The organism is Dehalococcoidia bacterium (assembly GCA_022449765.1).
Lineage (GTDB): Bacteria > Chloroflexota > Dehalococcoidia > Lucifugimonadales > Australimonadaceae > UBA2963.
Genome location: JAKUPZ010000003.1, coordinates 130,916 through 156,470 on the forward strand (window position 1 = coordinate 130,916; position 25,555 = coordinate 156,470).

A 25,555-nucleotide genomic window follows, 5' to 3' on the forward strand; every position below is an offset into this window, starting at 1 on the left:
CAGAACATATTTTCTGCGTCGCGTAAAGCTTTTATGGGGGAGAATTATCCCTGTTAGATGGCTAAAACTTTAAGGTATAGCTTAGCTGCAGCTAAGTGAATATATTTTCGAAAATTGGAGGCCTGAGATGGAAGATATCGTAATTGTAAGCGGAGCAAGGACTCCTATCGGTCGTTTTGGTGGGTCGTTTAAAAATTTGCTCGCTTCTGACCTTGGTGCAGTTGCGATTAAAGCAGCAATAGAACGCGCTAAAATTCAGCCTGAAGATGTAGATGAAGTAATTATGGGTAATGTTTTGCAAGCTGATGAGACTGGATATGTTGCTCGTCGTGCAATGTTAAAGGCTGGCTTACCAGAACATATCCCTGCCATGACGATAAATAGAGCCTGCTCTTCGGGGCTTGAAGCTATTAATTTAGCAGTGCAATCTATTGCTACGGGCGAATCTGAAATTGTTGTTGCAGGAGGCGCGGACAGCATGAGTAGGGTTCCTTACTTAATGCGCGATATACGATTTGACGGCCCTCGAATGGGCGACTATATGATGACAGATGGTCTTACCATGGGTCTGAGCTGCCCTATTTATGATTATCATATGGGGGTAACCGCAGAAAATGTGGCCCATCAATTTGAAATCACAAGAGAAGTTCAAGATCAAATGGCCGTAACAAGCCATCAGCGCGCCGTGCATGCGCAAAACGCTGGATATTTTGAATCACAAATTGCTCCCGTAATTGTTCCCCAGCGAAGAGGGGATGATCTAATTATCACCGTTGATGAGCACCCACGCTCGGATACCACACTAGAAGGGTTGGCTAAATTACGCCCAGTATTTAAAGAAGGTGGCAGTGTAACTGCAGGTAATTCTGCTGGAATTAATGATGCAGCAGCAGCAGTTGTAGTAATGTCGAGAGCACGCGCAGAAAGTTATGGACTATTACCCCGATTGAAATGGGTTGGTAGGGGGGTTTCTGGAGTAGACCCCGCAATTATGGGTATTGGTCCAGTGCCTTCCACTAAAAAAGTATTGAGTAAGACGGGAATGAAAGTGGAAGATCTGGATGTAATTGAGCTAAATGAAGCCTTTGCCGCTCAAGCTGCATATGTTATGCAGGAACTGGGAATGGATTCTGAGCGTACAAATGTAAATGGCAGTGGAATTTCTTTAGGGCATCCTGTTGGTGCGACTGGTGCGATAATGACTGTCAAACTGATGGAAGAGCTTTCTCGAAGTGATGGCGAAATGGGATTGGTGACGATGTGTGTAGGCGGAGGGCAAGGAGTTTCTACTATTTTTGAGCGACTAAATTAACTCTGATTTTTCTTTTTCCAGGGGCCTGGAGCACCAATTAATGGGGTGCAGACTTTACACGCGCGAAACCCGCTTAGCATAGCTTCATGTGGATTAGAAAAAGACACTCTATTTTCTGGTTTTGTTCGTCTACCGGGAGGGCAGTTAGGTCTGCAAAATATTTTAGTTGTGGTGCATCCGTTATAAGTCATATTAAAGTATTTTTTGGATAAACCCTGCTTTGTTGCGCCACTTAGGGTTTATTTTTACCCATAAATCTAAGTAGACAGGTTTCCCAACAAGTTTTTCAATTTCTGGCCGGGAATCGACTCCTACTAATTTTAGTGCGCTCCCATTTCCTCCGATAAGTAGTTGCTTTTGTGACGGTTTGTCTACGTAAATTACCGCACGTATATAATCCCGAGCGCCATCAGCACGTTCATCAAAATCCTCAATTTCTATTGCTACATCGTAAGGTATTTCATGCCTGTATAAATTAAAAACGCGTTCTCGGATGAGCTCTCCAACTAGGAACCGGACCGATCTATCAGTTAAAGCATCTGCTGGGAATAAAGCCTCTCGCTGGGGCATTGCATTCGAAATAGAGGTAACGACGGAATCTAAACCTTCCGACATAATGCTACTCACTGGAAAAATTTCCTGAAAGGAATGGATATCTGAATATTTTTGTATCACAGGTAACAATTTATTTTTAGGAATAGTGTCAATTTTGTTCAGAACTAGGAAGGCGTTTTTGCCTGATTTTTTGATTTGATTTACTAAATTTAACTCTATGTCTCCTGGAAGCCGTGGCTCCACTACTAATATTATTGCATTGGCGTCGCTCAGGGCACTTGAAGACTCGCGTGACATGGAAGTATCAAGTAAGTCACGACCGCCTTTCAAAAAACCTGGGGTGTCAAGTAATCCAATTTGGAAATTTTCATTGGTGAGAATTCCTAGTAGTCGATGGCGCGTCGTATGGGGTTTTGCGCTGACAATCGTAACTTTTTGGCCAACTAGGGCGTTCATTAAAGTGGATTTGCCAACATTGGAGCGCCCGATGATGGCTACAAGTCCGCTTCTGAATGGTACTTTAGAGGAATCCATAGACGCTATATCATTTCGGTTCAGGGTTGAAAAATTTGGACATTTTTGAAGTTGCCCCAGATTTGGTGAGAGTTTCGACAAAAATTTGATGGATTAGCGGATTTTCATTTTCATATTCTATTTGCCCTCCACCGAGGCTCACATCTACGTCAGTCTCTCCTTCCATTGCAACGCCTAAGGAAAAGTAATACCTTTGACTGTTCCAGCGGAACGCTAGATACCTAGCAGGCGTGTTTCCGCCATTAAAATGCTGATGGAACCATCCATTAGGAGGAACAACCATTGACCCAGGTTTCCAATCCACTCGTTCCAAGAAGGTAGTAGGATCCTCATGTGAAGGCCAAAGTAGGGAGTATCCCTGACCTTTGAGTATTATCACATGTGCTCCGGGTCCATGCTTGTGAGCTTTTTTATATGTACCTACGGGGAATTCTGATACGTGTGCAGTTTGAGTTTGATGAGCAAGTTCAAATTTTATGTGGGCACCACCAGCTCCTCGTTCTTTCCATTCGAAAGTAGTAAACGTTTCTACATCGGGAATAAAATTGGTTTCCCATGCATTTGTCCTGCCGGTTGTTGCAGTCCACATTTTGCCTTCCCCTTGAAAGCTTTTTTGGTTTCCAAGGCGATCTTCAAACACGTAGGGGTTATTGAAAATGAAGCCTTCATTGTGGAAAAGGTTCATTGTTAAAGGTGCGGTTGTCACTGCTACGAAGCGTGCAGGTTCTGACCCGCTTCCATTCAAATGTTGATGACTGACATTTATTGGAATGGAAAAAACACTCCCTTTTTTCCATTCAAAACTTGTTTGGCTTCTCGGGTGATCACCTACAAGCGTCGCACCTCTGCCACTCAAAACAAAAATATTTTTCTCAAATATATGCTTTTCTGGGGCCATTTTTTTACCAGGAGGAATTTCGGCTACATACGCGTCATTCGTATCACCGGTACCGTCTAGGTTGATGTAGGTTCCCAGGCAATTTAGCCGTGCCCAAGGCTTCACCTCAACGGTATTTAGATCATCTACCGCAAATCCAGTTATAACCGGAATACCTTCCTTGGCCTGGAAGTCACGGTATGCGTCGTGTTTTATTATTTTTTCAGCAGATGGCCTGACCTGGTGTGACATTCAATCCACGCATATAAAATTTATTATTGGAGCGGGCGATGGGATTCGAACCCACGGCCCTTTGCTTGGGAAGCAAATGCTCTGCCCCTGAGCTACGCCCGCATGCGATGATTCTAGGGCAGCACTTGTTGCTCGTCTACTTTTTCACCCAGTTTTGGGAATCTGAAATATCGCGGTCAAAGAATATTCGGTACATCAATAGAGTTTTAAGGTTTCCCTCATGTGTAAAAGAAAAGTTTGAAAGTAATCTTTTTGTAATTGTACAAAATAAAATTCCATACATAAGAATAATAATTTGTAATGGCTTTTCTAAGTACATTGAGACTAAAGGCAAAGTGATAAAGCTTATAAGAACCCATATTGGAGCAGACCGATACAATTGCCATCCGGCGCAAGCGACAACTGTAAAAAAAGCTAATTCCAGTTGCCCTAGTGAAAGTAATACCCCGAGGCTTGGTGCTACTCCCCTTCCTCCTTTAAATCTTAGAAAAATAGGCCAATTGTGGCCTATTATTGAGGTGAGGCCTATCAAAATTTGCTGGGTAACTCCCAATCCCAGAACCTGAGCAATGGTAATAGGCAAATAGCTTTTTACTAACCCGTCGAATAGGCCTACAGGAATGACCCAATACTTCCCAACGTTGTGATAGACGTTGGATGCTCCTATTGTGCCGCTACCGACATATCGAAGATCGATATTTTTAACTAATTTGCCTACGAGGTATGCAGAAGGGACTGAAGCTAAGAGATACGTTGACGCTATAAAAAGAAGATATCCAGAGTTTGAGATCATTCGTTAAGATGCCTTGGCGCGCCTGCGTAATTCATTGAATATATCTTGAGTAGGGCCGCCGGTACCTGGGAGATTTTCACCTGATATCCCCGTCGCATGGTAATCGCTACCCCCACAGGGAAGTAGATTTAATTGATGAGCTCTTTCTAATAATTGTTTCTGTTCGTGTAGCGTAAATTCTGGATAGAATACTTCAAATCCGCTGAAGCCCATTTCCTGTAAGGTAGGTAAAATAGCGTCATAATTCTTCACATAGACTGGGTGAGCCAGGACAGCAACTCCGCTTACTGAGCGAATAAGATCTACTGCTCCTTGCATTGAAATATTTTCTTGATGTACAAAGGCACTGCCTCCTTCGTTAAGAAGACCTTTGAATGCATCTTTGGGGGTTCTTAGATAGCCTTTTTCAAAGAGGGCTTTCGCTATGTGAGGTCTCCCGATACTTGACCCTGTGGGCTTTAGATCATCCCAGCTTAATTGGTATCCCAATTCATTTAACCGGTCAATTATTTTTTTGCAACGAAGCTCTCTTTGTCCTCGAAAATAAGTAAGTGTTTGTTGAAACACAGGATCGTTATAGTGCATAAAGTAACCGAGTACATGTACTTCTGAATTTCGCACCAAGGGATGAACTGCACTAATTTCGATGCCTGGTATTAATTCTAGGTGAGTATCTAGTGTTCCAAGTCTTTCGTAAGCCTCATTTAGCCCTTCTGTGGAATCATGATCCGTCAGAGAGGCGATATTAATGTCCATTTTTACAAAGAAATCGACAAGATCGCTGGGAGACAAATTCCCATCAGAACAAGTTGAATGAGTATGCAAGTCGATTTTCATGGGAGGCTGATAATTTTATCTATTCTTTCTACATGTTTTGCCAGCCCGCTAAGATCATCGAGCTCTGCGTATAAGGAATTGAACTGCAAAGGGCCGGTATTTTCAGCTACGGTTAGTCTTTTGGGCATTGCAGTCAAAAATTTCGCTAGAACATCTTCGACTTTACTGCCAATTATTGAATTGAGGGGCCCTGTCATTCCAAGGTCAGTGACGAAGGCAGTTCCCTTAGGTAGTATTTTGGCGTCTGCAGTTGGAACATGAGTATGGGTTCCTACCACTATGCTTACTCTTCCATCCAAATACCACCCCATTGCCGCTTGTTCTGATGTTGCTTCGGTATGGAAGTCTACGAGAATTGCCTTTGGTGATTGCAATTCTATTTCCTCTAGTAGAGTTTCTGCGGTGGTGAATGGGGAGTCTAGACCTTCTGGCATGTAGACGCGGCCCTGTAGATTGAGAACAGCAACTCCTCCAATAATTATGTGGCCTCTTCCTGGTGCGGTAGCGGGGTAATTTGCTGGGCGAAGAAATGGCATTTCACCGTTTAATGATGGTATGAAATCTCGCTGGTCAAAAGTATGATTACCCCCACTAATGACATTGGCTCCAGCCTTTAGTATTTCATCCGCAGTATCGTCCGTAAGCCCAAAACCGGCAGCCGCGTTTTCCCCATTTACAACAACAAAATCCAAATCTAATTCACTTCGAAGCTTGGGAAGAATGTGGGATAGTGCAGATCTTCCCGGGCGACCAACAATGTCCCCGACCATCAGTACCTTCAAGCTAACTCCTCCCGAATTTAATGTGCAACTTCAGTAGTTCGAGTTTCGCGGACTACAGTTACAACAATTTCGCCTGGATAAACAAGGTTCTCTTCGATTTTTTTCACGACTTTTCGAGCAAGATCGGAAGCCTCTACATCATCGAGTTCATCAGGTTGCACTAAAATGCGTACTTCACGACCAGCTTGAATAGCAAAAGATTTTTGAACACCATCGAAACTATTGGCTACATCTTCCAGTGCTTCTAACCGCTTCAGATAGAGCTCTACTGTGTCACGCCTAGATCCAGGGCGTGCAGCACTTATGGCATCAGCGGCCGCTACTATAAAGGCCTCTGCTGAGCCACGATCATCTTCATGATGCTCGTTAATGGCAGCGGCTACAGCAGGCGATAGGTTGTACCGTCTAGCTACTTCCTCTCCGAGCTCAACGTGCGTTCCTTCGACTTCGTGAGTTAGAGCTTTACCAATATCGTGTAATAAACCGCCTGCCTTTGCAATTTGGACATCAGCATTGATTTCGCCGGCAAGCATACCTGCAATCCGCGAAACTTCGACCGAATGCTGAAGGATGTTTTCCCCGTAGCTATATCGATATTGAAGCCTTCCAATTAGTTTAATTAATTCTGGATTCAAACCCCTAACTGCTGCATCCAGAACTGCCTGTTCTCCACACCGGGCAATAGTGTCTTCAACTTCTTTTTGCGCTTTTATCACTGACTCTTCGATACGTGCCGGGTGGATCCGTCCATCGGCAATAAGGTTAGTAAGAGCGATTTTAGCTACCTCTCTTCTAATTGGATCAAAGCAAGAAACAGTAACTGCTTCAGGGGTGTCATCAATAATGAGATCAACTCCTGTAGCTGCTTCGATTGCTCGTATGTTGCGCCCTTCCCTTCCGATAAGCCTTCCTTTCATATCATCACTAGGGAGGGATACGAGAGATGTCGTTGATTCGTTGACTACATCAGCTGCGAGTCGTTGAATAGATAATGCAATTATAGTTTTTGCTTTTTCATCGACATCGGAATGCATTTTCTGTTCTAACGTGTAATAGCGTTTTGCAATTTCTTGTTCCATCGCAGATTCTGCTGTTTGCATTATCTGATCTTTAGCGTCTGCCAAACTTAAATTTGCTACTTCTTCGAGCTTTGAAACTTGCTCTGTTTTTAAATCTTCTACCTCAGCATAAGCGGTTTCTAATGTGGATTCACGGTCAGATAGTTTGGACTCTCTGGCTTCTAATGTGTCCTGGCGATTGTCGAGATTTTCCTCTCGATTCTGCAGGCGAGTTTCTGCTCGCTGGAGCTCTCTTCTCCTGTCACGCGCATCGGATTCAATTTCTTGTTTATTGCGCAATGCTTCTTCTTGAGCCTCAAGTAGAAGTCTTTTCTTCTGTTCTTCTGCATCACTCAAGATACGATCCGCCTCGCTTGAAGCAGCACTTATTTTTTTCCCACGATTAATTTGATTGAGGATAAATTTTACTAAAATTGTAACGATTATCCCTGCAATTACTCCTATTGCGGAGCCTATTAATAACGCCTCCATGAGCGTCTCCTTTCTCACTTTCTATGCTCGAGTCCTTTCAAAAAGGACCGGATAAAAAGCCCACACCTATTTTATCTAAACCAGGGGCTATATAAGTTAGAGTCTGACCTGGATCAATACACCGGATCAATTTCTACCCCGATTTTGTCATTGGTAATGGATGCTAGGAGCTATGACCTTATGAAGGAGCAATAGCGGGCACTTCGGAATGCTCAATTTTTTCATCGGGATTTTTATCTCCGTCAGTTGAATCAAGCCCTCGGATAAGCGCTTCGATCTGGTCTGCAATTTCAGGATGTTCATTTAGAAAATTTTTGGCATTTTCTCTGCCCTGTCCAAGGCGAGTTTCGTTATAGGAATAATTAGCTCCAGATTTTCTAATGACTTCGGCTGCTGTGCCTAGGTCAAGGATATCCCCCACCTTGCTGATTCCTTGTTTGAACATGATGTCGAATTCAGCCTGCCTGAAAGGCGGAGCAACTTTGTTTTTGACAATTTTTGCTCGCACTCTAGATCCTACTGGCTCTGTCTGTTGTTTGATCGTTTCGATTCTGCGAAGGTCAATACGAACTGAGCTGTAAAATTTTAGTGCACGCCCTCCGGGAGTGACTTCGGGGCTTCCAAAAAAGACTCCCACTTTTTCACGAAGTTGATTTACGAATACAACAGCTGTATTTGAAGCGTTGGTTGCTGCAGTAAGCTTTCGTAGCGCTTGTGACATTAGTCTTGCTTGTAGCCCTACATGTGCATCTCCCATATCTCCTTCTAATTCAGCGCGTGGTACGAGGGCCGCGACACTGTCAACTACTACGACATCTAACGCACCACTACGTACGAGATATTCCACGATTTCTAAGGCTTGTTCGCCTGAATCAGGTTGTGAAATAAGAAGGGAATCGACTTGCACACCGCATTGGGCCGCGTAGATTGGATCCATCGCGTGTTCGGCATCTATATAAGCCGCAGTTCCACCAAGCCGTTGAGCTTCAGCCACAATGTGGTTACACAATGTGGATTTTCCTGCTGATTCTGTCCCAAAAATCTCAATGATTCTGCCTTTTGGGATTCCACCAACACCTAATGCAAGGTCAAGCGAAATCGAACCAGTCGGAATGGCTTCAGTTTGCATAGCGTGGGAGGCCTCTCCCAGCCGCATTATTGCCCCTCGGCCAAATTGGCGTTCAATTTGGCCTAAGGCTACCTCTAGTGCTTGTTGTTTTTCTGACACGTTCTGGCCTCATCTCTTGGCAGCCATTACCACTTACATCGTATCATATTACGAAGTGCATGTACGGCCAATTTTTTACCAAGTCTGCCATTTATAGGTAGGTATTATGCAAGCCTCAAATGTCGCACATTTGTTCTAATGCTTAACTCCCGTGACATTTCTTAAACTTTTTACCACTTGCGCAAGGACAAAGTTCGTTCCTACCAATCTTGCGATCGGTTGAAAATGTCTGAAATCTAGCATCTGCAACTCGTCGAGACTCACATCCAACGCAGGTGCAGGCAGGTGGATGGTCTGAATACCAATTGGTCCGTTCTTTTCCAGTTACCATGGTGGCACCTGTTTGTAGCGATTAGCAATTGGAAGCCTGCGGTCTCGACCGAAATTTCTTTTAGTGATTTTGACACCTGGAGGAGATTGCCTGCGTTTGTATTCACTTTTGTCTACGAGGTTCACGGTAAGATCTATTGAATCCTTGGCCATACCTTGGGACGCCATGTCTTCGATGCTTTTGTCTTCTTCCACATATGCGGAGATTATCAAGTCCAGTTCGTCGTATGGTGGTAGCGAGTCCTCGTCTTTTTGGTCTGGTCTTAGTTCAGCAGTGGGCGCCCGGTTAATTATGGAGTACGGTATTATTTCGTCATTGCTCGCTTCATTCAAATGTATGGAAATATTTTTAACTAATGTTTTAGAGACATCTTTAATGACTGCAAATCCTCCAGCCATGTCTCCATATAATGTTGCATAGCCAGTAGCCATTTCGCTTTTATTTCCGGTGGTTAAAACGATCCAATTGAATTTGTTGGATGCGGCCATCAGCAAGTTTCCGCGAATTCGCGCCTGTAAATTTTCTTCAGTAGTACCTATTTCGGTTCCTTGGAATTCACTTGCTAAAGATTCAATGTACGTATTAAAGATGGGTTCTATAGGCAGGGTGACCATTCGAATTCCTAGATTTGCACTGAGTTTTTTGGAATCATTCAGCGATTGATCTGAGGTGTACTGAGACGGCATGAAGAACGCAGTGACATTCGACGAGCCGAGTGCTTCAACTGCTATGACTGTGGTGAGCGCTGAATCCAGTCCACCGGATAACCCAATAACGGCTTTGTTGAAACCACTTTTTTTCACATAATCTCGTGTTCCTAATACCAAAGCCTGGAATGCTTCTTCGTAAGGTTCTAGCTCTTCGGCAACTGAGGGTTTAAGTATTTTGGTTTCCTTACGATTTCCACTGGCTATAAAGTAATGTTTTGGATTAGCAAAGGATTGATTATGGATTTCATGGAAAGGTTTGGCTTGGTCTGCATTGATATCTGCTAGGAGTAATGATTCTTGAAATTGAGGAGATCGCGCAATGATCTTTCCTTCAGGGTCCAGAATAATGCTTTGCCCATCAAATACTAGCTCGTCTTGACCTCCAACAGCATTGATATAAGAAACGAAAATTTTATTACTGCGCGCTCGTTGAGAGAGCATGGAATATCGTTCAGCGCCCCTCCCTAAATGAAAAGGGGATGCATTTATATTTACAATTAATTCGGCACCATTTGCTCTTTGCACGGATGTCGGGCCTTTTTCGTACCAAATGTCCTCACAAATATTGACTCCTATGTTCACTTCGTTGATAGAAAAAATAGGGCATTCTGTGCCTCTTGAGAAATATCGTTGTTCGTCGAAGACACCATAGTTAGGGAGAAAAATTTTCCGGTAGATGTTTACAATTTGACCATTGGATGCAACGACTGCGCTGTTATAGATCCGTCCGTTAAGCTGGTCGGGGTAGTTGGTCGCTCCAAGATGAAAAGGTTCGCCTTCTATAAATTCGGGAGCACCTACTACTACGGTTGTATTGCCACTTTCCTTAACGATACGTTGCAAATGCTTTTTGGAATCTAGGAGGAACTGCTTTTTAAATAGTAGGTCTTCGGGGGGATAGCCCGTTATTGCGAGTTCAGGGAACGCAATTATGTCCGCTTGTTCCTCTCGGGCTTGTGAGATGAATTCAAGCATTTTGTCAGTGTTTCCACCGATATCACCAACAGTTGGATTAAATTGTCCAAGTGCTAACCGAATTAAGCGCATAGGATATGACCCTTGTCTACCAAAAAGGACATCTTTACAAGATGTCCTGAAGTGGAGAGTGTTAGGTGATGGACCTTCGTCTACGACGTGCTGATCTGCGGGCAGCTAATCGTGCCTTCTCCCCTTTAGATCGGAAGAATCTACGATCTTTATGCTCTTTCAGTATTCCATTTCGAGTCACAGCAGCCCTGAATCTCGACACTATTCCTTCAGGCGGCTCACCGTCTCTAATTTCCACGTATGCCATTCATCACCTTCGCTATTCAGCCAATAAACGATAGCATATTCCTAGTTATGGGACAATCTTGAGCACTAATCATCTCTATTTAATTGACATTATTGCTCTGCTCACGATATTTTGATTAGCAGTCAATTCTATTGACTGCTAATTGAGGGATCTTAATGCCAATATATTCCTACTATTGTGATTCTTGTGATAAAGAATTTGATTTACGACAAGGATTTGATGCAGTGACTGAAGCGGACTGCGCATCCTGTGGTAACCCTGCCAGACGTAAATTTGTAGCGCCTACAGTAATTTATAAGGGGTCTGGATTTTATACGACTGACTATGCAAGGAAAAGCGGGGGATCTAGTTCTGCTACACCGTCATCATCAGAGCAAACTACTGCGGCAAAGGGCACTGAGAAAAAAAGCACAAGCACAAACACAGAAAATAAAAGCACAAGCACAAACACAGAAAATAAAAGCACTAAGAGTACGTCTTCTAGCGATTCAAGCTAATGCGAGTAGTATTACAGCGTGTAAAGAGCGCTTCGGTTAGTGTCCACGGAAACGTAAGTGGAGCGATTGGGGCCGGCTTACTGGTTTTTGCCGCAATTCATGATAACGATAGTAGCCAAGACATTGAATATATCGCTGATAAAATTATAAACATGCGAATATTTGCTGACGATAACGGTAGGTTTGACCGATCGTTACGTGAGGTTGATGGGTCACTATTAGTAGTTAGCCAATTTACATTATATGCAGATACTAGAAGGGGAAGGCGTCCTTCTTTTACTGGCTCTGCATCTTCCGTAATTGCATGGCCCCTTTTTTCAGATTTTATTAGCAAGCTCGAGAGTTTTAACATCATTGTAGAGACCGGAAAGTTTGGAGAAATGATGGAGATTCAGTTGGTAAATGACGGTCCGGTTACTATTATCGTTGATTCAAATGATAGGCATATGCCTCGTCACTACTAGCTCAAAGAGCCGTAGGGCGCTACACTCGCAAGCGAAACATAGGGGGACTATTTGTGGGAGATTTACTGAAAGGGAAAGTTGCAATAGTTACCGGATCTGGCCGTGGTATAGGTCGTGAGCATGCGTTGGCTCTTGCCGAAGAAGGTGCCAAGATAGTTGTAAACGACATTGGTGTTGAACGGGATGGTTCTGGAGGTACTCAAGGACCGGCGGATGAAGTTGTAGCAGCCATTAAAGAGAATGGGGGGGATGCGGTTGCAAGCTATGACGACGTTTCTGACTATGACGCTGCAGGTAAGTTAACTAACTTAGCCATAGATCACTTCGGGCGCTTGGATATATTGATTAACAATGCTGGTACTTTTCAGTACCGGCTTTTTCATCAGCTAACCGAAGAAGCCTGGGACGGCTTGTTGGGTGTACACCTTTATGGAACGTTCAATACTTGTCACCATGCGTCTAAGGTTATGATGGATCAGAAATATGGACGAATAATTAATACTGCTTCAAGTCAATGGAGAAACCCCGAAGGTAGAGGGAATTACGGCGCAGCAAAGGGAGCTATTGTTTCTCTAACTTGGGGGCTAGCCTTTGAATTACGCAATTACAACGTCACTGTGAATGCAATAGCTCCAATGGGAGCTACTCGTAGTTTTCATGATAATACCTATCGGCAAATGCTCGCGGATGCGGGATTAGATAGAAAGAAAGATCCATCAGAGCAGGGATCCAATAGGGCAGGACCTGAGTTCGTGTCTCCGATGGTGGTGTACTTGGCATCGGATCTAGCATCTGACATAAATGGATTAGTTTTTCGGGTAGGTTCTGGGAAAATAGGCAGATATAGCCATCCCACTGAATCACGCACCATTTACCGAGAGGCTGGAAACTCGGAACCTTGGACACTTGATGAGTTGGATGAAGTATTACCAAGCACTGTGATGGGCGGCGATACGCAAGCACCGTTTATACCATAAAAGGGGTACTGATGACTGAAGATTACATTCCACCAAGAGGCAGTAGGTTAGAAGGGAAGGTTGCGATTGTCACTGGCGCAGGAAGAGGTATTGGACGGGCTCATGCAATCGCACTAGCTGCGGAAGGTGCAAAAATAATAGTTAATGATCCTGGCGTTGAGCGAAACGGGAGTGGTGGAACAATTGCACCGGCTGATGAAGTAGTCTCGTTCATAAGAGAAAATGGGGGAGATGCTACGGCAAATTATAATTCGGTGGCTGATTATCAAGAAGCAGAGCAAATAATTGCCTCTGCGCTCGACGCTTATGGCCAGCTTGATATTTTAGTAAATAATGCTGGGATTGCACGAGAAGGGCTATTTCATCAAATTAGTGCAGATGATTTCCATGCAGTTGTAAATACTCACTTAAAAGGGACGTTTAATACATGCCATCACGCAGTTCCTGTGATGATGAAACAAAAATTCGGGAGGATTATTAATACTGCGTCAAGCCAATGGCGCAATCCCGAGGGACGAACAGCATACAGCGCTGCAAAAGGAGGCATTGTAAGCCTTACTTGGGATTTGGCCTTTGAACTTAGGAAGTTTAATATCACGGTGAATGCGATTGCGCCTATGGCCCAGACTAGGGCATTCACAAATTATCAGCATCCTCAGATGCTATCTGATGCAGGTTTATCCGTTAAAAAAGCTGGCGATGAGCTTGCCGGTGCTCGACCGGGAGGTGAGCATGTTTCCCCTTTGGTAGTTTGGCTTGCTACTCAATCAGCAGAGAATGTAAACGGCTGCATTTTTCGTGCAGGAAGCGGTAAATTTGGAATCTATACGCATCCTACAGAAACCAGATCGGTTAATAAGGACTGGCGAAACAAAGGTAGATGGACACTAGAAGAGCTAAGGAAAGTAATTCCAAGTAGCTTAACTTTTGACGACTCAGTTGCACCGTTCATTCCCAACAGATAGATTGACACATTTGGTTGATTATTGAATCCTCTATAGTGAACTTAATTTACTTTAGATTTGATGGCTTGCAGAGGATCCTTGGGACTTAAACACAGAAAATCTCAACGCCTTGCTTTTTGGGCAATGCTTGCTCCTCCTTTTTATATCGCTACTGCGATAATTGCCACCTTACTGGGACCGCAAGGTTTTAAGTCTATGGAACACCCAATTAGTCAGCTTGGCGCTCCTTCCTCACCGCGCCCTTGGATAATTAAAGCCGGATTTGTAGGTTATGCGATTTTAGTTCAAGGATTGGGGCCTCTGCTAAACAAGGAGGCAGGAGGCGGCTTTAAAGGAAAGATACTTTGGGGACTTACAGGTATTTATGGACTTGCAGGAATGCTGTCTGCGATTTTCTCTAAAGATGTTAAAGATCGTCGATTATTTGGGATGACCCATGATTTGGTGCATAGCATAGTTGGCAGAGTCTGTTTTGGCGGAATCATGGGGCTAAGTTTACTGGCACCATTTTTTATCCAGAAAAGACAATGGAAAGAATGGAAACAATTTTCATTTCTGATGTTTTTATTATCTGGAATAATGGCTATTTTTTATCAATCAAACAGCTGGAAAGGTCGGCAAGGGTTACTTCAGCGCGGGTTTTTTGCCACGACTATGTTGTGGGTCTTCGTAACTGCGTTAAAAATGATTGCAGTTGAGCAAAAGCGTAAAAGAATTAGCCAATCTCGAGATTAACGTGGCGGAGCTGAAGGGACATCTGGTCCCATTCCAAATCTCTCGATATCCTCATCAGATCCTTCCCAATATGCAATTTCATCCACTTGGTCTCGCTGCTCTCTATCTAAAATCCAGTTAGCAGCATTAGCATTAGAAATTACTTGTTCTTCTGTCATTGCTCCAGCGATAACCGAACTTACTGCAGGGTGCGCAAGTAGCCATGCGAAAGCTAAATCTACTAGTGTTTTTTCATGTTCACTAGCAAATGCATCGAGCTTACCAAGCACGGATTGGGAAGCAGAATCGTTTTGTAGCTGGCCTACCATTCTTCTTGCTGATTGAGGTACTTCGTTACCGGAAGCGTATTTACCTGTTAGCCATCCTCCGGCTAAAGGGAAATATGGTAAGAATCCCACTTTATGCTCTGTACAGTACGGCAGAAGCTCTAACTCAGCATGTCTGTGCATCAAGCTATAATTATTTTGAGAGGACACAAAATTTGACCAACCGTGAGAATCTGCTATCCGAGTTGTATCGGCATGTCGCCAACTTGAATAATTGCATTCGCCTAGATGGCGAACTTTCCCTTCGACAATTAGCTCATTTAAAGGTTCTAGGTATTCTTCGTGCGGGATATCGTTGGGTACGAAATGGATTTGATAAAGATCAATTACGTCGGTTTGTAATTTTCGTAAACTTTCCTCAATATTTTTTTGAATTCGAGATTTCGGGGATTCACCATTTAGGTTAGTGAGATTGAATTTTGTAGCAATAAGAACGTCGTTTCGCTTCCCTTTCAATGCTTCACCGATATGAATTTCGCTTTCTCCATTCCCATAAATATTGGCGGTGTCGAGAAAATTGATACCCAAGTCAATACATTTATCAATAACACGCTGGCTAATTTTTTTATCAGCTATCCGAGAAGGATTTCCAAAATTATTTGTGCCAAGTCCAATTACTGAAACGTTCAGGTCTGTATTACCTAGTTGCCGGTATTGCATAATGTCTCCCGTACTTATTCTTTAAAGGATGATACTGCAGAATAAAGATTCGCACATTCTGCCCGAAGGCGAGGTGTAAATGAAAGTAACGTTTATTGGATTAGGGATGATGGGGAAGCCGATGGCTATTAATCTAGTCAAAGCAGGCCATCAAGTCACGGTTATTAATCGAAGCCAACAAAAAGTGAAAGAATTAGTGGAACTTGGAGCCATTGCAGGGGAATCCCCTAAGGAAGCTTCGGGAAATGCTGAGGTAATTTGTTTGTGCCTTGTAGGAGAAAAGTTAATTGAGGAAATTATTGCTGGAGAAATGGGAATCCTAGCAGGGGTAAATGCAGGGGCCATCATTGTTGATCATTCAACGGTGCACCCTGAATTTGCGCAGCGAATGGCGCAAGTTGCCTCGGGGAAAGGATTGGTTTATATGGATGCTCCGGTTTCAGGAACTGGACAGGTAGCTTGGAATGGGGAATTGACTGTAATGGTTGGTGGCGAAGAGTCTTATTTCAAACAAATAGAACCAATATTAGACGCAGTTTCGTTGAACGCTCAGCTAATGGGGCCTGTTGGAAGTGGCAATATTGCTAAATTGATAAACAATATGGTCAAAGATATTAATCAAATTGCGGTAATGGAATCTTTTGTTCTTGCATCGAAATTAGGCATGGATTTGAATTCTTTGTTTAAGGTAATGCGCACTGCTTCTGGTGCAAGTCGCCAGCTAGAAAGAATTGCGCCTAAGGTCATAGAAAGAACATTTGAACAAACTTCTTACGTTTCAACAAATATAAAAGACCAAGAGCTGATGGGCTGGTTAATCAGTAAAGCACAACTTGACTTACCTTTGCGAAATGTTGCGCAACAGCATTGGATTAAAGCATTCGAAAAAGGGCTTGGAAATGCAGATCCAACTGAATCAATAAAAGTTTTGGAATGATCTCAAAGAATCGCCTTTAAGAAATTAGCAGTTTGGGATTTTGAGTTTTTTACAACTTGCTCAGGTTTCCCTTCTACAACAAGTTTCCCCCCATTTATTCCTGGCCCTGGGCCGAGGTCAATTACCCAGTCTGCATTTTTAATCAAGTCTAAGTGATGCTCGATTAGAAGCACGGTGTTGCCACCTTCAACAAGACGATGTAGTACTTCAAGGAGATGCGCTGCATCTTGAAATGAAAGGCCAGTAGTCGGTTCATCAAGGATATAAAGAGTTTTTCCAGTTGCACGCTTGGAAAGCTCAGATGCAAGTTTTATGCGCTGCGCTTCCCCTCCGCTTAGCGTGGTGGCGGGTTGGCCAAGTCGAATATACCCTAGCCCTACGGCTTCTAATGTTTCTAATTTTGATTTTATGCGGGGAATATTTTCGAATGTCGAATGTGCTTCAGTGACAGTCATTTCAAGCACATCAGCAATGCTTTTTTCTTTGAATAATATTTCTAATGCATTGTCATTATACCGGCGCCCTTCGCACACTTCACAAGGTACTGTTACGTCAGGTAAAAATTGCATTTGAATTTGGATGTACCCATCGCCTTGGCAAGATTCACAACGGCCTCCTTTTACATTGAAAGAGAACCTTCCTGGAAGAAACCCTCGAGCTTTTGATTCAGGTAAAGATGCAAATAATTCCCGTATAGGCGTAAAGGTGCCTGTGTAGGTTGCAGGATTACTGCGAGGAGTACGACCAATTGGAGATTGGTCTATATTTACGACTTTATCGATATGCTCTAATCCTTCGACCCCTGCGCTGGACCCTGGCTTATCCTTCGCGTGGTAAAGTTTTTGTGCAAGCCATTTGTACAAAATTTCATATACAAGGGTTGATTTTCCTGAGCCGGAGACTCCAGTTACGCAAATAAGTTTACCCAGAGGGAACGCTACATCGATATCTTGTAAATTATTTTCCTTTGCACCTTTGACGAGCAGGAATTTACCATTGCCCTCTCTTCGATTACGGGGCACAGGTATCACTTTTCTTTTTGAAAGATATGCTCCCGTTATAGATTGGGGACTTTCCTCGATATCTGCAATCGTTCCTTTTGCAACGATATTCCCACCATGCTCACCTGCACCAGGACCCATATCTACAAGGAAATCTGCAGATCGCATCATGGCTTCGTCGTGTTCCACAATCAAAACGGTGTTGCCCAGATCCCGTAACTCCTTCAGGGTTTCGATAAGGCGATTGTTATCTACTGGATGGAGACCTACTGATGGTTCGTCACATACGTATAGGACCCCCATGAGCCCAGATCCAATTTGTGTAGCTAAGCGGATTCGTTGCCCTTCACCCCCACTAAGCGTGCTGGCTGATCTAGAAAGGGAAAGGTAGTCCAATCCTACATTTGAAAGAAAAGATAAGCGAGAACTTATTTCTTTTAATATCTGCTCTGCAATTAAATGATCTCGAGATGAGAAGTTATGAGGGTCTTGGTATTTTGCCCATCGAGGCTTAATGTCAGGGGTCTCTTCGCTTTGCTGCAGTGCAATTACCCACCTGTTTGCGTCAGAAACTGAAAGATTTGTAGTTTGAATGATTGACCTGTTGCCAATTGTTACTGCTAATGCCTCTGGTCTTAATCGATTGCCACCACACGATTCACAGGGCAAAGCAGTCATATAACGCTCGATTTCATTGCGCATGTAATCGGATTGAGTTTCTCTATAGCGACGCTCAAGATTAGGGATTACTCCTTCAAATCCTGCATCCCATTCAAATTGGCGACCACGTCGTGTACGGTGTCGTACTTTAATTTTTCGATTATCCCCGAACCCATTAAGGATAACCCCTTGAACTTTTTTGGGAAGTTCCTGCCACGGGGTGTCAGGAGATACGTTCTCCAAGGAAGCTACACTGCGCAATATACTGAAGTACATTGCGTTGACACTTGACATTGAACGTGCCCAAGGTTTTATTACTCCTTGATTGATGCTAAGTGCTGGGTCAGTGATTATGAGTTCGGAATCTATGACTAGCCTTAATCCAAGGCCTGAGCACATGCTGCATGCTCCATGAGGGCTATTGAACGAGAACGTTCTCGGTTCTATTTCGGCAAAGCTGATTTGACAAAATGCACACGCAAATTGCTCAGAGAATATCTGCTCTTCCATCGAATCAGCATCAAGTGCGATCATTTTTCCTTGCCCGTACTTCAGTGCAGTTTCCACGGAATCAGTTACACGGCTACGTTCTGTATCTGATTCAAGTACTAGCCTGTCAACAATAATTTCTATCGAGTGCCACTTTTGCTTGTCGAGGTTTATTGAAGAGTCTAGGCTTACAATTTCATTGTTTACTCGAACTCTAACGAAGCCAGCGTTTCTAGCTTCTTCAAAAATTTCTCGATGCTCTCCTTTTTTATGCGTAATTACTGGTGCTAGAAGCATTAATCGTTTACCTGATTGCCTGAGTACGATATCGGAAATTTGCTGAACTGTTTGTTGCTGGACTGGCCTTCCACATTTATAACAATGGGGGTTACCTACGCGTGCATAAAGAAGTCGAAGGTAGTCATATATTTCAGTAACGGTACCTACAGTTGATCGGGGATTATTTGAAACACCTTTTTGGTCAATTGATATCGAAGGCGAGAGGCCTTCAATATATTCAACATCAGGTTTATCCATGCGCCCAAGAAATTGCCTTGCATAGGCAGAAAGTGATTCAACATACCTGCGCTGCCCCTCTGCGTAGATAGTATCAAAAGCCAGCGTTGATTTTCCTGAGCCTGAAGGTCCCGTTATCACGACTAGCTGGTCTCGAGGGATAGTGATATCTACATTTTTTAGATTATGTTCGCGGGCACCGCGAATGACTATATTTTCTAGGGGCATGGTTTTGCGCCTGGGGCTAAATGATATTTAATGGTATAACCCATGTGTGTTTATTGTAGGGATATTTTTAGTAAAAGAAACTTAAGTAAGTTCAATCTCAGGAAATTAATGTTTGATTAGGGATATGCACGAGTATTCGATCGTCTACAATCCGAACTTCATAAGAGGTTGTATCCCAAGTGTACTTATCGAGACATTCCCCTGTTTGTAAATCAAAAACTGCAGAATGAAGAGGGCAAATTATTTCTCCAGGGTCTATTAGCCCATGGCTTAACATTGCGCCCTGATGGGGGCAATAATTGTCTAAGGCTCCTACGTTTTGACCATCCCAAAATAATGCTATTTCATTTCTTCCTAATGTTGGGTGTTCGAATTGAAATGATAGGGTCTTTTTAGATTGAAGTTCTTCAAAGGAGCATAGATCAAATTCTTGAGCGCTAGTTGGATTCATTGAAATTATTGAATCTCTATAAGAGTTTGGCCCGCGTTGATAGTTTGATCTTTTTTAACTTTTATATTTTTAACTTTCCCTGGCTTGGACATGCGAACACTTTGTTCCATTTTCATAGACTCAAGTTTGCAGATTTCATCGCCTGTTTCCAAGAGCTGTCCTTTTTCGACGCTAATGGAGACAATTTTGCCAGGCAATGGGCAACGTACCGATCGCTCATCCCCTTTACTTTCCCCTCGTAATCCAGGTAGTTCTGTTTTGGGAGCTTGCTTTCGGCGCTTGGGCGTTACACCGTCAGCTGGAGCACCAATTTCCACAGAGAATGTTTCACCGTCGACTACGACTTCTACAGGACTTTGATAGGTGTCACCTACTTCAATGTCATACCATTCTTCATCAATTCTTAACCGAAGACGCTTCATTAAAAGTCTCCATTTAATTTGCTTACCATTGCCATGCGCCTTCCATGCATTTTCCATTTACTAGGAGATTGTGCATCCGCATGACTTTGGGCCATCACCATAGATAGTGCAATAGCGGCTACTATGCTTTTGTTTACAGAAGCCGGTGAGTTCAACAATTCTTCCAAGAATCCGTTATCAAACGTCGCTTTCTTGAAAATTTTATGCTCTAGCACTCGCTTAATTAAGGGTAGATTGACTACAGGGCCTTCAATAATATATTCATCAATTGCAGCGAGCATATTGGCTATTGCAGATTCTCTATCTTTTCCTCTTACAATTAATTTAGACATCATGGGTTCATAGTAGGGAGAAACCTCATAGCCTTCGAAGAGGGAACTATCTACACGAACATTGTAACCTTTTGGCTCGTTAAGTTTTGAAACGGTACCAGCTGTCGGTAGAAGCATAACAGGGTCTTCCGGATAAATTCGAGCCTCTATCGCTGCACCGTGCTGTTCGACGTCATCTTGATTAAGGGGAAGAGGTTCTCCCGAAGCTACTCGTAACTGCAGCTCTACTAGGTCGACACCTGTCACCATTTCGGTAATGGGATGTTCCACTTGCAAGCGAGTGTTCATTTCGAGGAAATAAAAATTTTCTCCGTCACCATCAAGCAGGTATTCAATAGTGCCAGCATTACTGTACCCAATATTTTTGGTAAGCATGACAGCTGAATGTAAAAGAGCTTCTTTCACATTCGGTTTCAATTTTACGCATGGTGTTTCTTCGATAACTTTTTGATTTCTGCGTTGAACAGAGCAATCTCTTTCAAAAAAATGGATCGCATTTCCGTGTTGATCGCCCATGATCTGCACTTCAACATGCGATGCGTGTTCTACTCGCCTTTCAATGTAAACTCTGGTACTTCCAAAAGCTCCCTTAGCTTGTGCACGCGCTTGAGCAAGTGCTTCTAAGAGCGCGGAAGTTTCACGTACGACTCTAATGCCCATACCACCACCACCGTCGGCGGCCTTGATCATTAGGGGGTATCCAATTTTTTCAGCTGCCTCAAGAGCTTCAGAATCCTCGATTTCTCCTTCGGTCCCGGGTATAACAGGAACGCCCGCCTGTATAGCTAATTTACGAGCTTGAACCTTATCTCCCATTTGTTGAATGATGTTTGAAGAAGGCCCGATAAAAGCAATGCCGGCTGCTTCTACAGCCTGCACGAAGGACGGGTTTTCAGATAAGAACCCGTATCCAGGGTGAATAGCTTGAGCTTTTGCCTTTTTTGCAGCTTTAATAATTGCTGAGGCATTGAGGTAAGAATCTGCTGGGGAAGCACCACCGATATTAATGGCATGATCAGCCATTTTCACATGCAGGGCGTTCTCATCAGCATTGGAATAAATAGCAATGGCAGTTACACCTAGCTTTTGGCAGGTTTTGATAACACGGCATGCAATTTCACCGCGATTGGCTATAAGAACTGAGCTGAACATGCTACACAGTGTATAGGGCGATTAAGGAAGGGCCAACTATATTGGCCGGTGTATTGTTAGAGATGGGAATAGCCCCCTCCGACACAGGGGGCGCTTCCAACTTAACTTCTAGTTTCGAAATCCTCCCCGATCTTCACGAGGTCGGGCTTCATTTACGTTTAAAGTCCTTCCAGCTAAATCGGTTCCATTCAGTCCTTCAATAGCACTCTGAGCTTGGCCGCCATCTGGCATTTCCACGAAGCCAAAGCCACGGGACCTTTCTGTGTAGCGGTCAATTGCTACGCGAGCTTCAACGACTTCGCCAAATTGCTCAAAAGCACCTCGTAACTCGTCGTCATTGGTGCTATAACTTAAATTTCCAACGTATATCCGCATTCGGTGCACTTTCTCCTATATACCCAAACAACTCGGAGGCACCGCTACCTTTCGGCGTGTCGGTCCGCTGGGAACTTCTGGTAGCCACTCAAGCTCATGGGCACCCTTTTCGTAGGGTGACTTGGTATCAGTATACTACGAATTAGCAAACTGAGACTAAATGACTCCTAGCATGTGATACTGGACGCGATTTTTCCTTTGTACGCCCATCTTCATTATTTGCCTTGCCGGACGTGTTGCCTCATTGGGGAACACTTTTATCCATTCCTTGTCAATTATAGGAATATCGGCATAATCCTGAACTAAGATGGTTACTAGCCCGATGTCGTCGACTATACCTTTACCGCTTTCCACTAATGACACTAGGTTTTGTAATCCATGGGCTGCCTGCCCTTCAATTCCTTCAACAGGCTCAAGCTTATCGTTACTATTTGGATCAACTCCTGATACCCCTGAGGAGCAGTACAGGTTTCCTATGCGCGCACCCATTGGAATCGGATCGTGATGCCCATGGCCTTCAATTTCATGGTTTGATCGGGTTTCGTTGATGTTTCCGATCACTTGGATTTGTATTTGACCGGACATTGGATACCGGAATGTTTTACGCGCAGCTTGGTAAGAGTTAAGGGGCCATGCCTCGAGGTATACATCAACCATAAATGGCTGATAAGCGAAGTCGTTCAAATAGACCCATTGCAGTGCTATATCGTCTACCGTGCCACCAGCTTTTTCCATAAAAACTCTCATGTTTTCAAAACACTTATCAGTTTGAGCATCTTCCCCAATTACCGGTTCAGAAGTTGATAAATCCCAAGGCACTATTACTGAAGAGAATACATAGCTACCCATTCTGACACCATTTGGTAATGGGTCTTTGTGAGTCAATCCTTGAATTTCTATGCTGGTTCTTTTTTCTCCGGCTACTCCAATTGCCTGTAGCTGGACCCCCCCCTTTCCGGCAGGAAGAGGGAACGAGGTGGTTTTTCGTGCTGGTCTATTGTTAGCGTCGGGAAATAACTCTAGCCAACCAGGATTGATATGCGCACGAAAGTCTTGATTGTCGATGAAATTTGTTATTAGGCCTATTTCATCTGTTGAATGCCCCGCAGCTTCTACCAATGTTTTCAAATTTCCCCAAGCATTTTTAAACTGAAGAGCAGGTTCTTCTGGGATTTCTCCTGTAGCCAAATTGATACCCGATATTCCAGATGTGAATAACAAGCCTCCAACCTCTACAAAATCGGGTGCGATACCTTCTTGAGAAGATAGCCCGGGAAGGTTGGTAATTTTTTTAAATTTACTTTGCGAAGGGGCAATATTAACGGCTAGGGGGATTGTTTTTGCGGGTCTAAGTGCTGGCCTAATATCTTTGTTTTGAAGACGCAGCATAGTTTCCGGTCCTACCAACGCTTCTGCACCTGCTAGGGCTAACTTTTCATCTTCGTCCTCGTTACCTGTTCCACTAACACCTATCCCTCCGATAACTTGGCTTCTGCGATGAATGGTTAACCCTCCATGGAGAGTAGTAATTTTATTATTGGACCAGTCTGCGATTGTACGACCGTCATGGGTGATTTGTTGACGGTAAATTGAAGTATCACGCCCGATGTAGGATGCAGTGTAAGCCTTCCGCTCAGCATTAAGTACATCACTGGCAGATGTACCATCTTGCCTGATCAATAGGACTATTTCGCCATTTTCATCTACTATCGCGACAGCAAAAGGATTTCCTGCAGAGATTCCTTTTGAAAGAATGGCGTCGATAGCCCTTTGAGCATCTTCTATCTCAAGAGTTTCTTTTGAGGGCATGACTAAACACCTTCAACTACAAATACATTCGACGTCGCTGCAGTTTCTCGTATGCCAATTATTGCTTGATATTCTTTTGAGTAATACCAATTGTTGAGGGAGTCCATATCAGGGAATTCAATGATTACTGTTCGCGCAGGTTCCCATTCACCTTCAAGAACCTTACTTCCCCCGCCACGAACTAGAAATTTACCGCCATACATGGCAATAGTATCGGGAACTTGACTGCTATAAGACTTGTAAGATTCAGGGTCATTTATACTCACATTTGCAACTACATAAGCACTCATAATTTATACCTCCAAAGCCTGTAATCCAATGCTTGCTAAAGCTTCATCTCGCATGGTTGAATTCCCGCTCATCGCGATTCCACCAATAACATGATTAGTCTTTGATTTAATGACCAGTCCTCCTTGGAGAGTAGTCAGTTTAGGGTCACCCCAATCTCCTAAGCTCCGACTAGAAGCTTTAACGAAATCATCACGAAACACGACCGTGTCAATACCAAGACGCGCAGCGGTATATGCTTTTGCGCGAGCTCTACCAAGCATTCTGGCGGGAGCCCCGTTTTGCCGCATACAAAGTACTTCAATGCCATTCGAATCAGTTATAGCTAATGCCCCTGGGCTGTCAGCTGAAGTCATAGCGTTAACGATGGCATCCCTAGCCTTTGTAGCTTCACTCAGGCTTATGCTCGTTGTTTCAAACATTAGTGCCCCCTTTAACTCAGGCATATTAATACTTTTGATATGCCTGAGGAAGAATTAGGAAACTTGATTGAGAAATCCGATCAGAAGCTGGTTGTACAGATCTGAATGCTCTATTTGAGGCCAATGCGCACAGTGCGGGAGGATGATGGTAGTGCAACTGGGTATAACCGAGCCCGCTTTGATTGCAGCATCCATTAAAATTTCTCGGTGCGTGCTAGGGTAAAACCAAATTTCATCCCTACCATGTAATAAAAGAGTAGGAACTTGAAGCAGATGTAAATAATCTACAGAACCGTCTGATCCTCGTCTTTTTATTTGGCCTAGGGAGTTTTCCTTTGCGAATTCATAAGCATCCCGATCATTAAGTGTGTTTAACCGGCAGCGGGTAATTTCATCCACCATCGGATGATCTCTGTCATAGAAGAAATCTGCTGTGGCTTTATACATATCTTCATAACTCAACTGAGGTTTAGAAAACATCTCCCTGCCAAAGTCCATACGAGGCGTAGCACGAACCGCCCCTAATTATCATACTACATTTGTCTCGACACTCGGATCACAACCACTGATCGTTAAGCTAAGGAACAATTCGGGGTCGTCTGAAGCAAACTTACTGATAGTCATTCCTCCCATGGAATTACCAACAAGATGAGGATTACGTATTTCTAAAGACTCAATAAATGTATGGAGGAAATAGACAGGCTTGGGGGTTTTTGCATTTGGATTGAGAGTTTTTGAGTTACCGAACCCCGGGGCATCCGGTGCTGTTACACGGAACCCTGCCTCTACTAGTG

28 protein-coding genes and 1 tRNA gene are annotated in these 25,555 nt (G+C 43.6%); 7 read left to right on the forward strand and 22 right to left on the reverse strand.

Going from position 1 to position 25,555, the window contains the following annotated elements:
- The first annotated feature begins 127 nt into the window (after window positions 1-127).
- A complete protein-coding gene (locus MK127_02415) occupies window positions 128-1,312 on the forward strand; it encodes a thiolase family protein (GenBank protein ID MCH2531651.1) in 1,185 nt (394 codons plus the stop codon).
- Here the strand turns inward: MK127_02415 and MK127_02420 are convergent.
- The 11 genes from MK127_02420 to rpsU form a co-directional block, all read right to left on the reverse strand.
- Window positions 1,309-1,503 carry a hypothetical protein gene (locus MK127_02420; GenBank protein ID MCH2531652.1) on the reverse strand — a complete coding sequence of 65 codons (195 nt, stop codon included), beginning with the start codon at window positions 1,501-1,503 and terminating at the stop codon, window positions 1,309-1,311. The two genes, MK127_02415 and MK127_02420, sit on opposite strands and share 4 nt — an antisense overlap.
- A 1-nt stretch (window position 1,504) precedes the next feature.
- Window positions 1,505-2,401, reverse strand: a complete 897-nt coding sequence (gene era, locus MK127_02425; protein MCH2531653.1) for a GTPase Era — start codon at window positions 2,399-2,401, stop codon at window positions 1,505-1,507.
- Window positions 2,402-2,411: 10 nt separating this feature from the next.
- Window positions 2,412-3,530 (reverse strand): cupin domain-containing protein, encoded by a 1,119-nt coding sequence (locus MK127_02430; protein MCH2531654.1) that lies wholly within the window; start codon window positions 3,528-3,530, stop codon window positions 2,412-2,414.
- A gap of 27 nt (window positions 3,531-3,557) precedes the next feature.
- A tRNA-Gly gene (locus MK127_02435) sits at window positions 3,558-3,632 on the reverse strand.
- A gap of 34 nt (window positions 3,633-3,666) precedes the next feature.
- On the reverse strand, window positions 3,667-4,323 hold the full coding sequence (locus tag MK127_02440) for a glycerol-3-phosphate acyltransferase (GenBank protein MCH2531655.1): 657 nt from the start codon (window positions 4,321-4,323) through the stop codon (window positions 3,667-3,669).
- A gap of 3 nt (window positions 4,324-4,326) precedes the next feature.
- Entirely contained in the window at window positions 4,327-5,160 is an 834-nt protein-coding gene (locus MK127_02445) for a PHP domain-containing protein (GenBank protein ID MCH2531656.1), read from the reverse strand.
- The gene (locus MK127_02450; GenBank protein ID MCH2531657.1) at window positions 5,157-5,942 is read right to left on the reverse strand and encodes a YmdB family metallophosphoesterase; all 786 of its coding nucleotides are present in this window, start codon (window positions 5,940-5,942) and stop codon (window positions 5,157-5,159) included. Before MK127_02450 ends, MK127_02445 begins: the two co-directional genes overlap by 4 nt.
- 17 nt (window positions 5,943-5,959) lie before the next feature.
- On the reverse strand, window positions 5,960-7,492 hold the full coding sequence (gene rny, locus MK127_02455) for a ribonuclease Y (protein MCH2531658.1): 1,533 nt from the start codon (window positions 7,490-7,492) through the stop codon (window positions 5,960-5,962).
- A 178-nt stretch (window positions 7,493-7,670) separates the two neighbouring features.
- Window positions 7,671-8,720, reverse strand: a complete 1,050-nt coding sequence (gene recA, locus MK127_02460) for a recombinase RecA (GenBank protein ID MCH2531659.1) — start codon at window positions 8,718-8,720, stop codon at window positions 7,671-7,673.
- A gap of 324 nt (window positions 8,721-9,044) precedes the next feature.
- A complete protein-coding gene (locus MK127_02465; protein ID MCH2531660.1) occupies window positions 9,045-10,808 on the reverse strand; it encodes an NAD+ synthase in 1,764 nt (587 codons plus the stop codon).
- Window positions 10,809-10,869: 61 nt separating this feature from the next.
- Window positions 10,870-11,055 carry a 30S ribosomal protein S21 gene (gene rpsU, locus MK127_02470; GenBank protein MCH2531661.1) on the reverse strand — a complete coding sequence of 62 codons (186 nt, stop codon included), beginning with the start codon at window positions 11,053-11,055 and terminating at the stop codon, window positions 10,870-10,872.
- 155 nt (window positions 11,056-11,210) lie between these two features.
- On the opposite strand from rpsU, the gene MK127_02475 reads away from it, so the two are divergent.
- From MK127_02475 to MK127_02495, 5 genes are all read left to right on the forward strand, one after another.
- Window positions 11,211-11,552: an FmdB family transcriptional regulator gene (locus tag MK127_02475; protein ID MCH2531662.1), complete on the forward strand. Its 342-nt coding sequence runs from the start codon at window positions 11,211-11,213 to the stop codon at window positions 11,550-11,552.
- Complete coding sequence (gene dtd, locus MK127_02480; GenBank protein MCH2531663.1) at window positions 11,552-12,016, forward strand: D-aminoacyl-tRNA deacylase; 465 nt, start codon at window positions 11,552-11,554, stop codon at window positions 12,014-12,016. Before MK127_02475 ends, dtd begins: the two co-directional genes overlap by 1 nt.
- Before the next feature lie 53 nt (window positions 12,017-12,069).
- Complete coding sequence (locus MK127_02485) at window positions 12,070-12,993, forward strand: SDR family NAD(P)-dependent oxidoreductase (GenBank protein ID MCH2531664.1); 924 nt, start codon at window positions 12,070-12,072, stop codon at window positions 12,991-12,993.
- Window positions 12,994-13,004: 11 nt separating this feature from the next.
- A complete protein-coding gene (locus tag MK127_02490; GenBank protein MCH2531665.1) occupies window positions 13,005-13,958 on the forward strand; it encodes an SDR family NAD(P)-dependent oxidoreductase in 954 nt (317 codons plus the stop codon).
- Window positions 13,959-14,036: 78 nt separating this feature from the next.
- The gene (locus tag MK127_02495) at window positions 14,037-14,693 is read left to right on the forward strand and encodes a DUF998 domain-containing protein (GenBank protein ID MCH2531666.1); all 657 of its coding nucleotides are present in this window, start codon (window positions 14,037-14,039) and stop codon (window positions 14,691-14,693) included.
- Here MK127_02495 and MK127_02500 read toward each other — a convergent pair.
- Window positions 14,690-15,679, reverse strand: coding sequence for an aldo/keto reductase (locus MK127_02500; protein ID MCH2531667.1), 990 nt, complete (start codon window positions 15,677-15,679; stop codon window positions 14,690-14,692). The genes MK127_02495 and MK127_02500 overlap by 4 nt on opposite strands.
- Window positions 15,680-15,758: 79 nt before the next feature.
- On the opposite strand from MK127_02500, the gene MK127_02505 reads away from it, so the two are divergent.
- Window positions 15,759-16,616: an NAD(P)-dependent oxidoreductase gene (locus MK127_02505; GenBank protein ID MCH2531668.1), complete on the forward strand. Its 858-nt coding sequence runs from the start codon at window positions 15,759-15,761 to the stop codon at window positions 16,614-16,616.
- A 2-nt stretch (window positions 16,617-16,618) separates the two neighbouring features.
- On the opposite strand, the gene uvrA is transcribed toward MK127_02505, so the two are convergent.
- The 10 genes from uvrA to MK127_02555 all read right to left on the reverse strand — a co-directional run.
- On the reverse strand, window positions 16,619-19,510 hold the full coding sequence (uvrA, locus tag MK127_02510; GenBank protein ID MCH2531669.1) for an excinuclease ABC subunit UvrA: 2,892 nt from the start codon (window positions 19,508-19,510) through the stop codon (window positions 16,619-16,621).
- A 97-nt stretch (window positions 19,511-19,607) separates the two neighbouring features.
- Window positions 19,608-19,961, reverse strand: a complete 354-nt coding sequence (locus MK127_02515) for a Rieske (2Fe-2S) protein (protein ID MCH2531670.1) — start codon at window positions 19,959-19,961, stop codon at window positions 19,608-19,610.
- Between the two features lie 5 nt (window positions 19,962-19,966).
- Window positions 19,967-20,383: a hypothetical protein gene (locus tag MK127_02520; protein MCH2531671.1), complete on the reverse strand. Its 417-nt coding sequence runs from the start codon at window positions 20,381-20,383 to the stop codon at window positions 19,967-19,969.
- Window positions 20,383-21,867 carry an ATP-grasp domain-containing protein gene (locus MK127_02525; GenBank protein ID MCH2531672.1) on the reverse strand — a complete coding sequence of 495 codons (1,485 nt, stop codon included), beginning with the start codon at window positions 21,865-21,867 and terminating at the stop codon, window positions 20,383-20,385. The genes MK127_02520 and MK127_02525 overlap by 1 nt, the downstream gene beginning before the upstream one ends.
- A 108-nt stretch (window positions 21,868-21,975) precedes the next feature.
- The gene (locus MK127_02530; protein MCH2531673.1) at window positions 21,976-22,242 is read right to left on the reverse strand and encodes an RNA-binding protein; all 267 of its coding nucleotides are present in this window, start codon (window positions 22,240-22,242) and stop codon (window positions 21,976-21,978) included.
- 156 nt (window positions 22,243-22,398) lie between these two features.
- Complete coding sequence (locus tag MK127_02535; GenBank protein ID MCH2531674.1) at window positions 22,399-24,051, reverse strand: heme-binding protein; 1,653 nt, start codon at window positions 24,049-24,051, stop codon at window positions 22,399-22,401.
- A gap of 2 nt (window positions 24,052-24,053) precedes the next feature.
- Window positions 24,054-24,341, reverse strand: coding sequence for a DUF1330 domain-containing protein (locus MK127_02540; protein ID MCH2531675.1), 288 nt, complete (start codon window positions 24,339-24,341; stop codon window positions 24,054-24,056).
- Window positions 24,342-24,344: 3 nt separating this feature from the next.
- A complete protein-coding gene (locus MK127_02545) occupies window positions 24,345-24,761 on the reverse strand; it encodes a heme-binding protein (GenBank protein MCH2531676.1) in 417 nt (138 codons plus the stop codon).
- A gap of 54 nt (window positions 24,762-24,815) precedes the next feature.
- Window positions 24,816-25,241 carry a hypothetical protein gene (locus MK127_02550; protein MCH2531677.1) on the reverse strand — a complete coding sequence of 142 codons (426 nt, stop codon included), beginning with the start codon at window positions 25,239-25,241 and terminating at the stop codon, window positions 24,816-24,818.
- 48 nt (window positions 25,242-25,289) lie between these two features.
- The coding region (locus MK127_02555) for an alpha/beta hydrolase (protein MCH2531678.1) at window positions 25,290-25,555 on the reverse strand (266 nt) is incomplete at its 5' end.

Coding starts and splice junctions, on each gene's coding strand:
- MK127_02530 (MCH2531673.1), bottom strand. CDS start 22,242: ATGCGGATATACGTTGGAAATTTAAGTTATAGCACCAATGACGACGAG.
- MK127_02550 (MCH2531677.1), bottom strand. CDS start 25,241: ATGTTTTCTAAACCTCAGTTGAGTTATGAAGATATGTATAAAGCCACA.
- MK127_02520 (MCH2531671.1), bottom strand. CDS start 20,383: ATGAAGCGTCTTCGGTTAAGAATTGATGAAGAATGGTATGACATTGAA.
- MK127_02430 (MCH2531654.1), bottom strand. CDS start 3,530: ATGTCACACCAGGTCAGGCCATCTGCTGAAAAAATAATAAAACACGAC.
- MK127_02545 (MCH2531676.1), bottom strand. CDS start 24,761: ATGTTTGAAACAACGAGCATAAGCCTGAGTGAAGCTACAAAGGCTAGG.
- MK127_02535 (MCH2531674.1), bottom strand. CDS start 24,051: ATGCCCTCAAAAGAAACTCTTGAGATAGAAGATGCTCAAAGGGCTATC.
- MK127_02475 (MCH2531662.1), top strand. CDS start 11,211: ATGCCAATATATTCCTACTATTGTGATTCTTGTGATAAAGAATTTGAT.
- MK127_02440 (MCH2531655.1), bottom strand. CDS start 4,323: ATGATCTCAAACTCTGGATATCTTCTTTTTATAGCGTCAACGTATCTC.
- uvrA (MCH2531669.1), bottom strand. CDS start 19,510: ATGCCCCTAGAAAATATAGTCATTCGCGGTGCCCGCGAACATAATCTA.
- MK127_02500 (MCH2531667.1), bottom strand. CDS start 15,679: ATGCAATACCGGCAACTAGGTAATACAGACCTGAACGTTTCAGTAATT.
- MK127_02490 (MCH2531665.1), top strand. CDS start 13,005: ATGACTGAAGATTACATTCCACCAAGAGGCAGTAGGTTAGAAGGGAAG.
- MK127_02420 (MCH2531652.1), bottom strand. CDS start 1,503: ATGACTTATAACGGATGCACCACAACTAAAATATTTTGCAGACCTAAC.
- era (MCH2531653.1), bottom strand. CDS start 2,401: ATGGATTCCTCTAAAGTACCATTCAGAAGCGGACTTGTAGCCATCATC.
- dtd (MCH2531663.1), top strand. CDS start 11,552: ATGCGAGTAGTATTACAGCGTGTAAAGAGCGCTTCGGTTAGTGTCCAC.
- MK127_02505 (MCH2531668.1), top strand. CDS start 15,759: ATGAAAGTAACGTTTATTGGATTAGGGATGATGGGGAAGCCGATGGCT.
- MK127_02415 (MCH2531651.1), top strand. CDS start 128: ATGGAAGATATCGTAATTGTAAGCGGAGCAAGGACTCCTATCGGTCGT.
- MK127_02465 (MCH2531660.1), bottom strand. CDS start 10,808: ATGCGCTTAATTCGGTTAGCACTTGGACAATTTAATCCAACTGTTGGT.
- rpsU (MCH2531661.1), bottom strand. CDS start 11,055: ATGGCATACGTGGAAATTAGAGACGGTGAGCCGCCTGAAGGAATAGTG.
- MK127_02515 (MCH2531670.1), bottom strand. CDS start 19,961: ATGAATCCAACTAGCGCTCAAGAATTTGATCTATGCTCCTTTGAAGAA.
- MK127_02525 (MCH2531672.1), bottom strand. CDS start 21,867: ATGTTCAGCTCAGTTCTTATAGCCAATCGCGGTGAAATTGCATGCCGT.
- MK127_02540 (MCH2531675.1), bottom strand. CDS start 24,341: ATGAGTGCTTATGTAGTTGCAAATGTGAGTATAAATGACCCTGAATCT.
- MK127_02445 (MCH2531656.1), bottom strand. CDS start 5,160: ATGAAAATCGACTTGCATACTCATTCAACTTGTTCTGATGGGAATTTG.
- rny (MCH2531658.1), bottom strand. CDS start 7,492: ATGGAGGCGTTATTAATAGGCTCCGCAATAGGAGTAATTGCAGGGATA.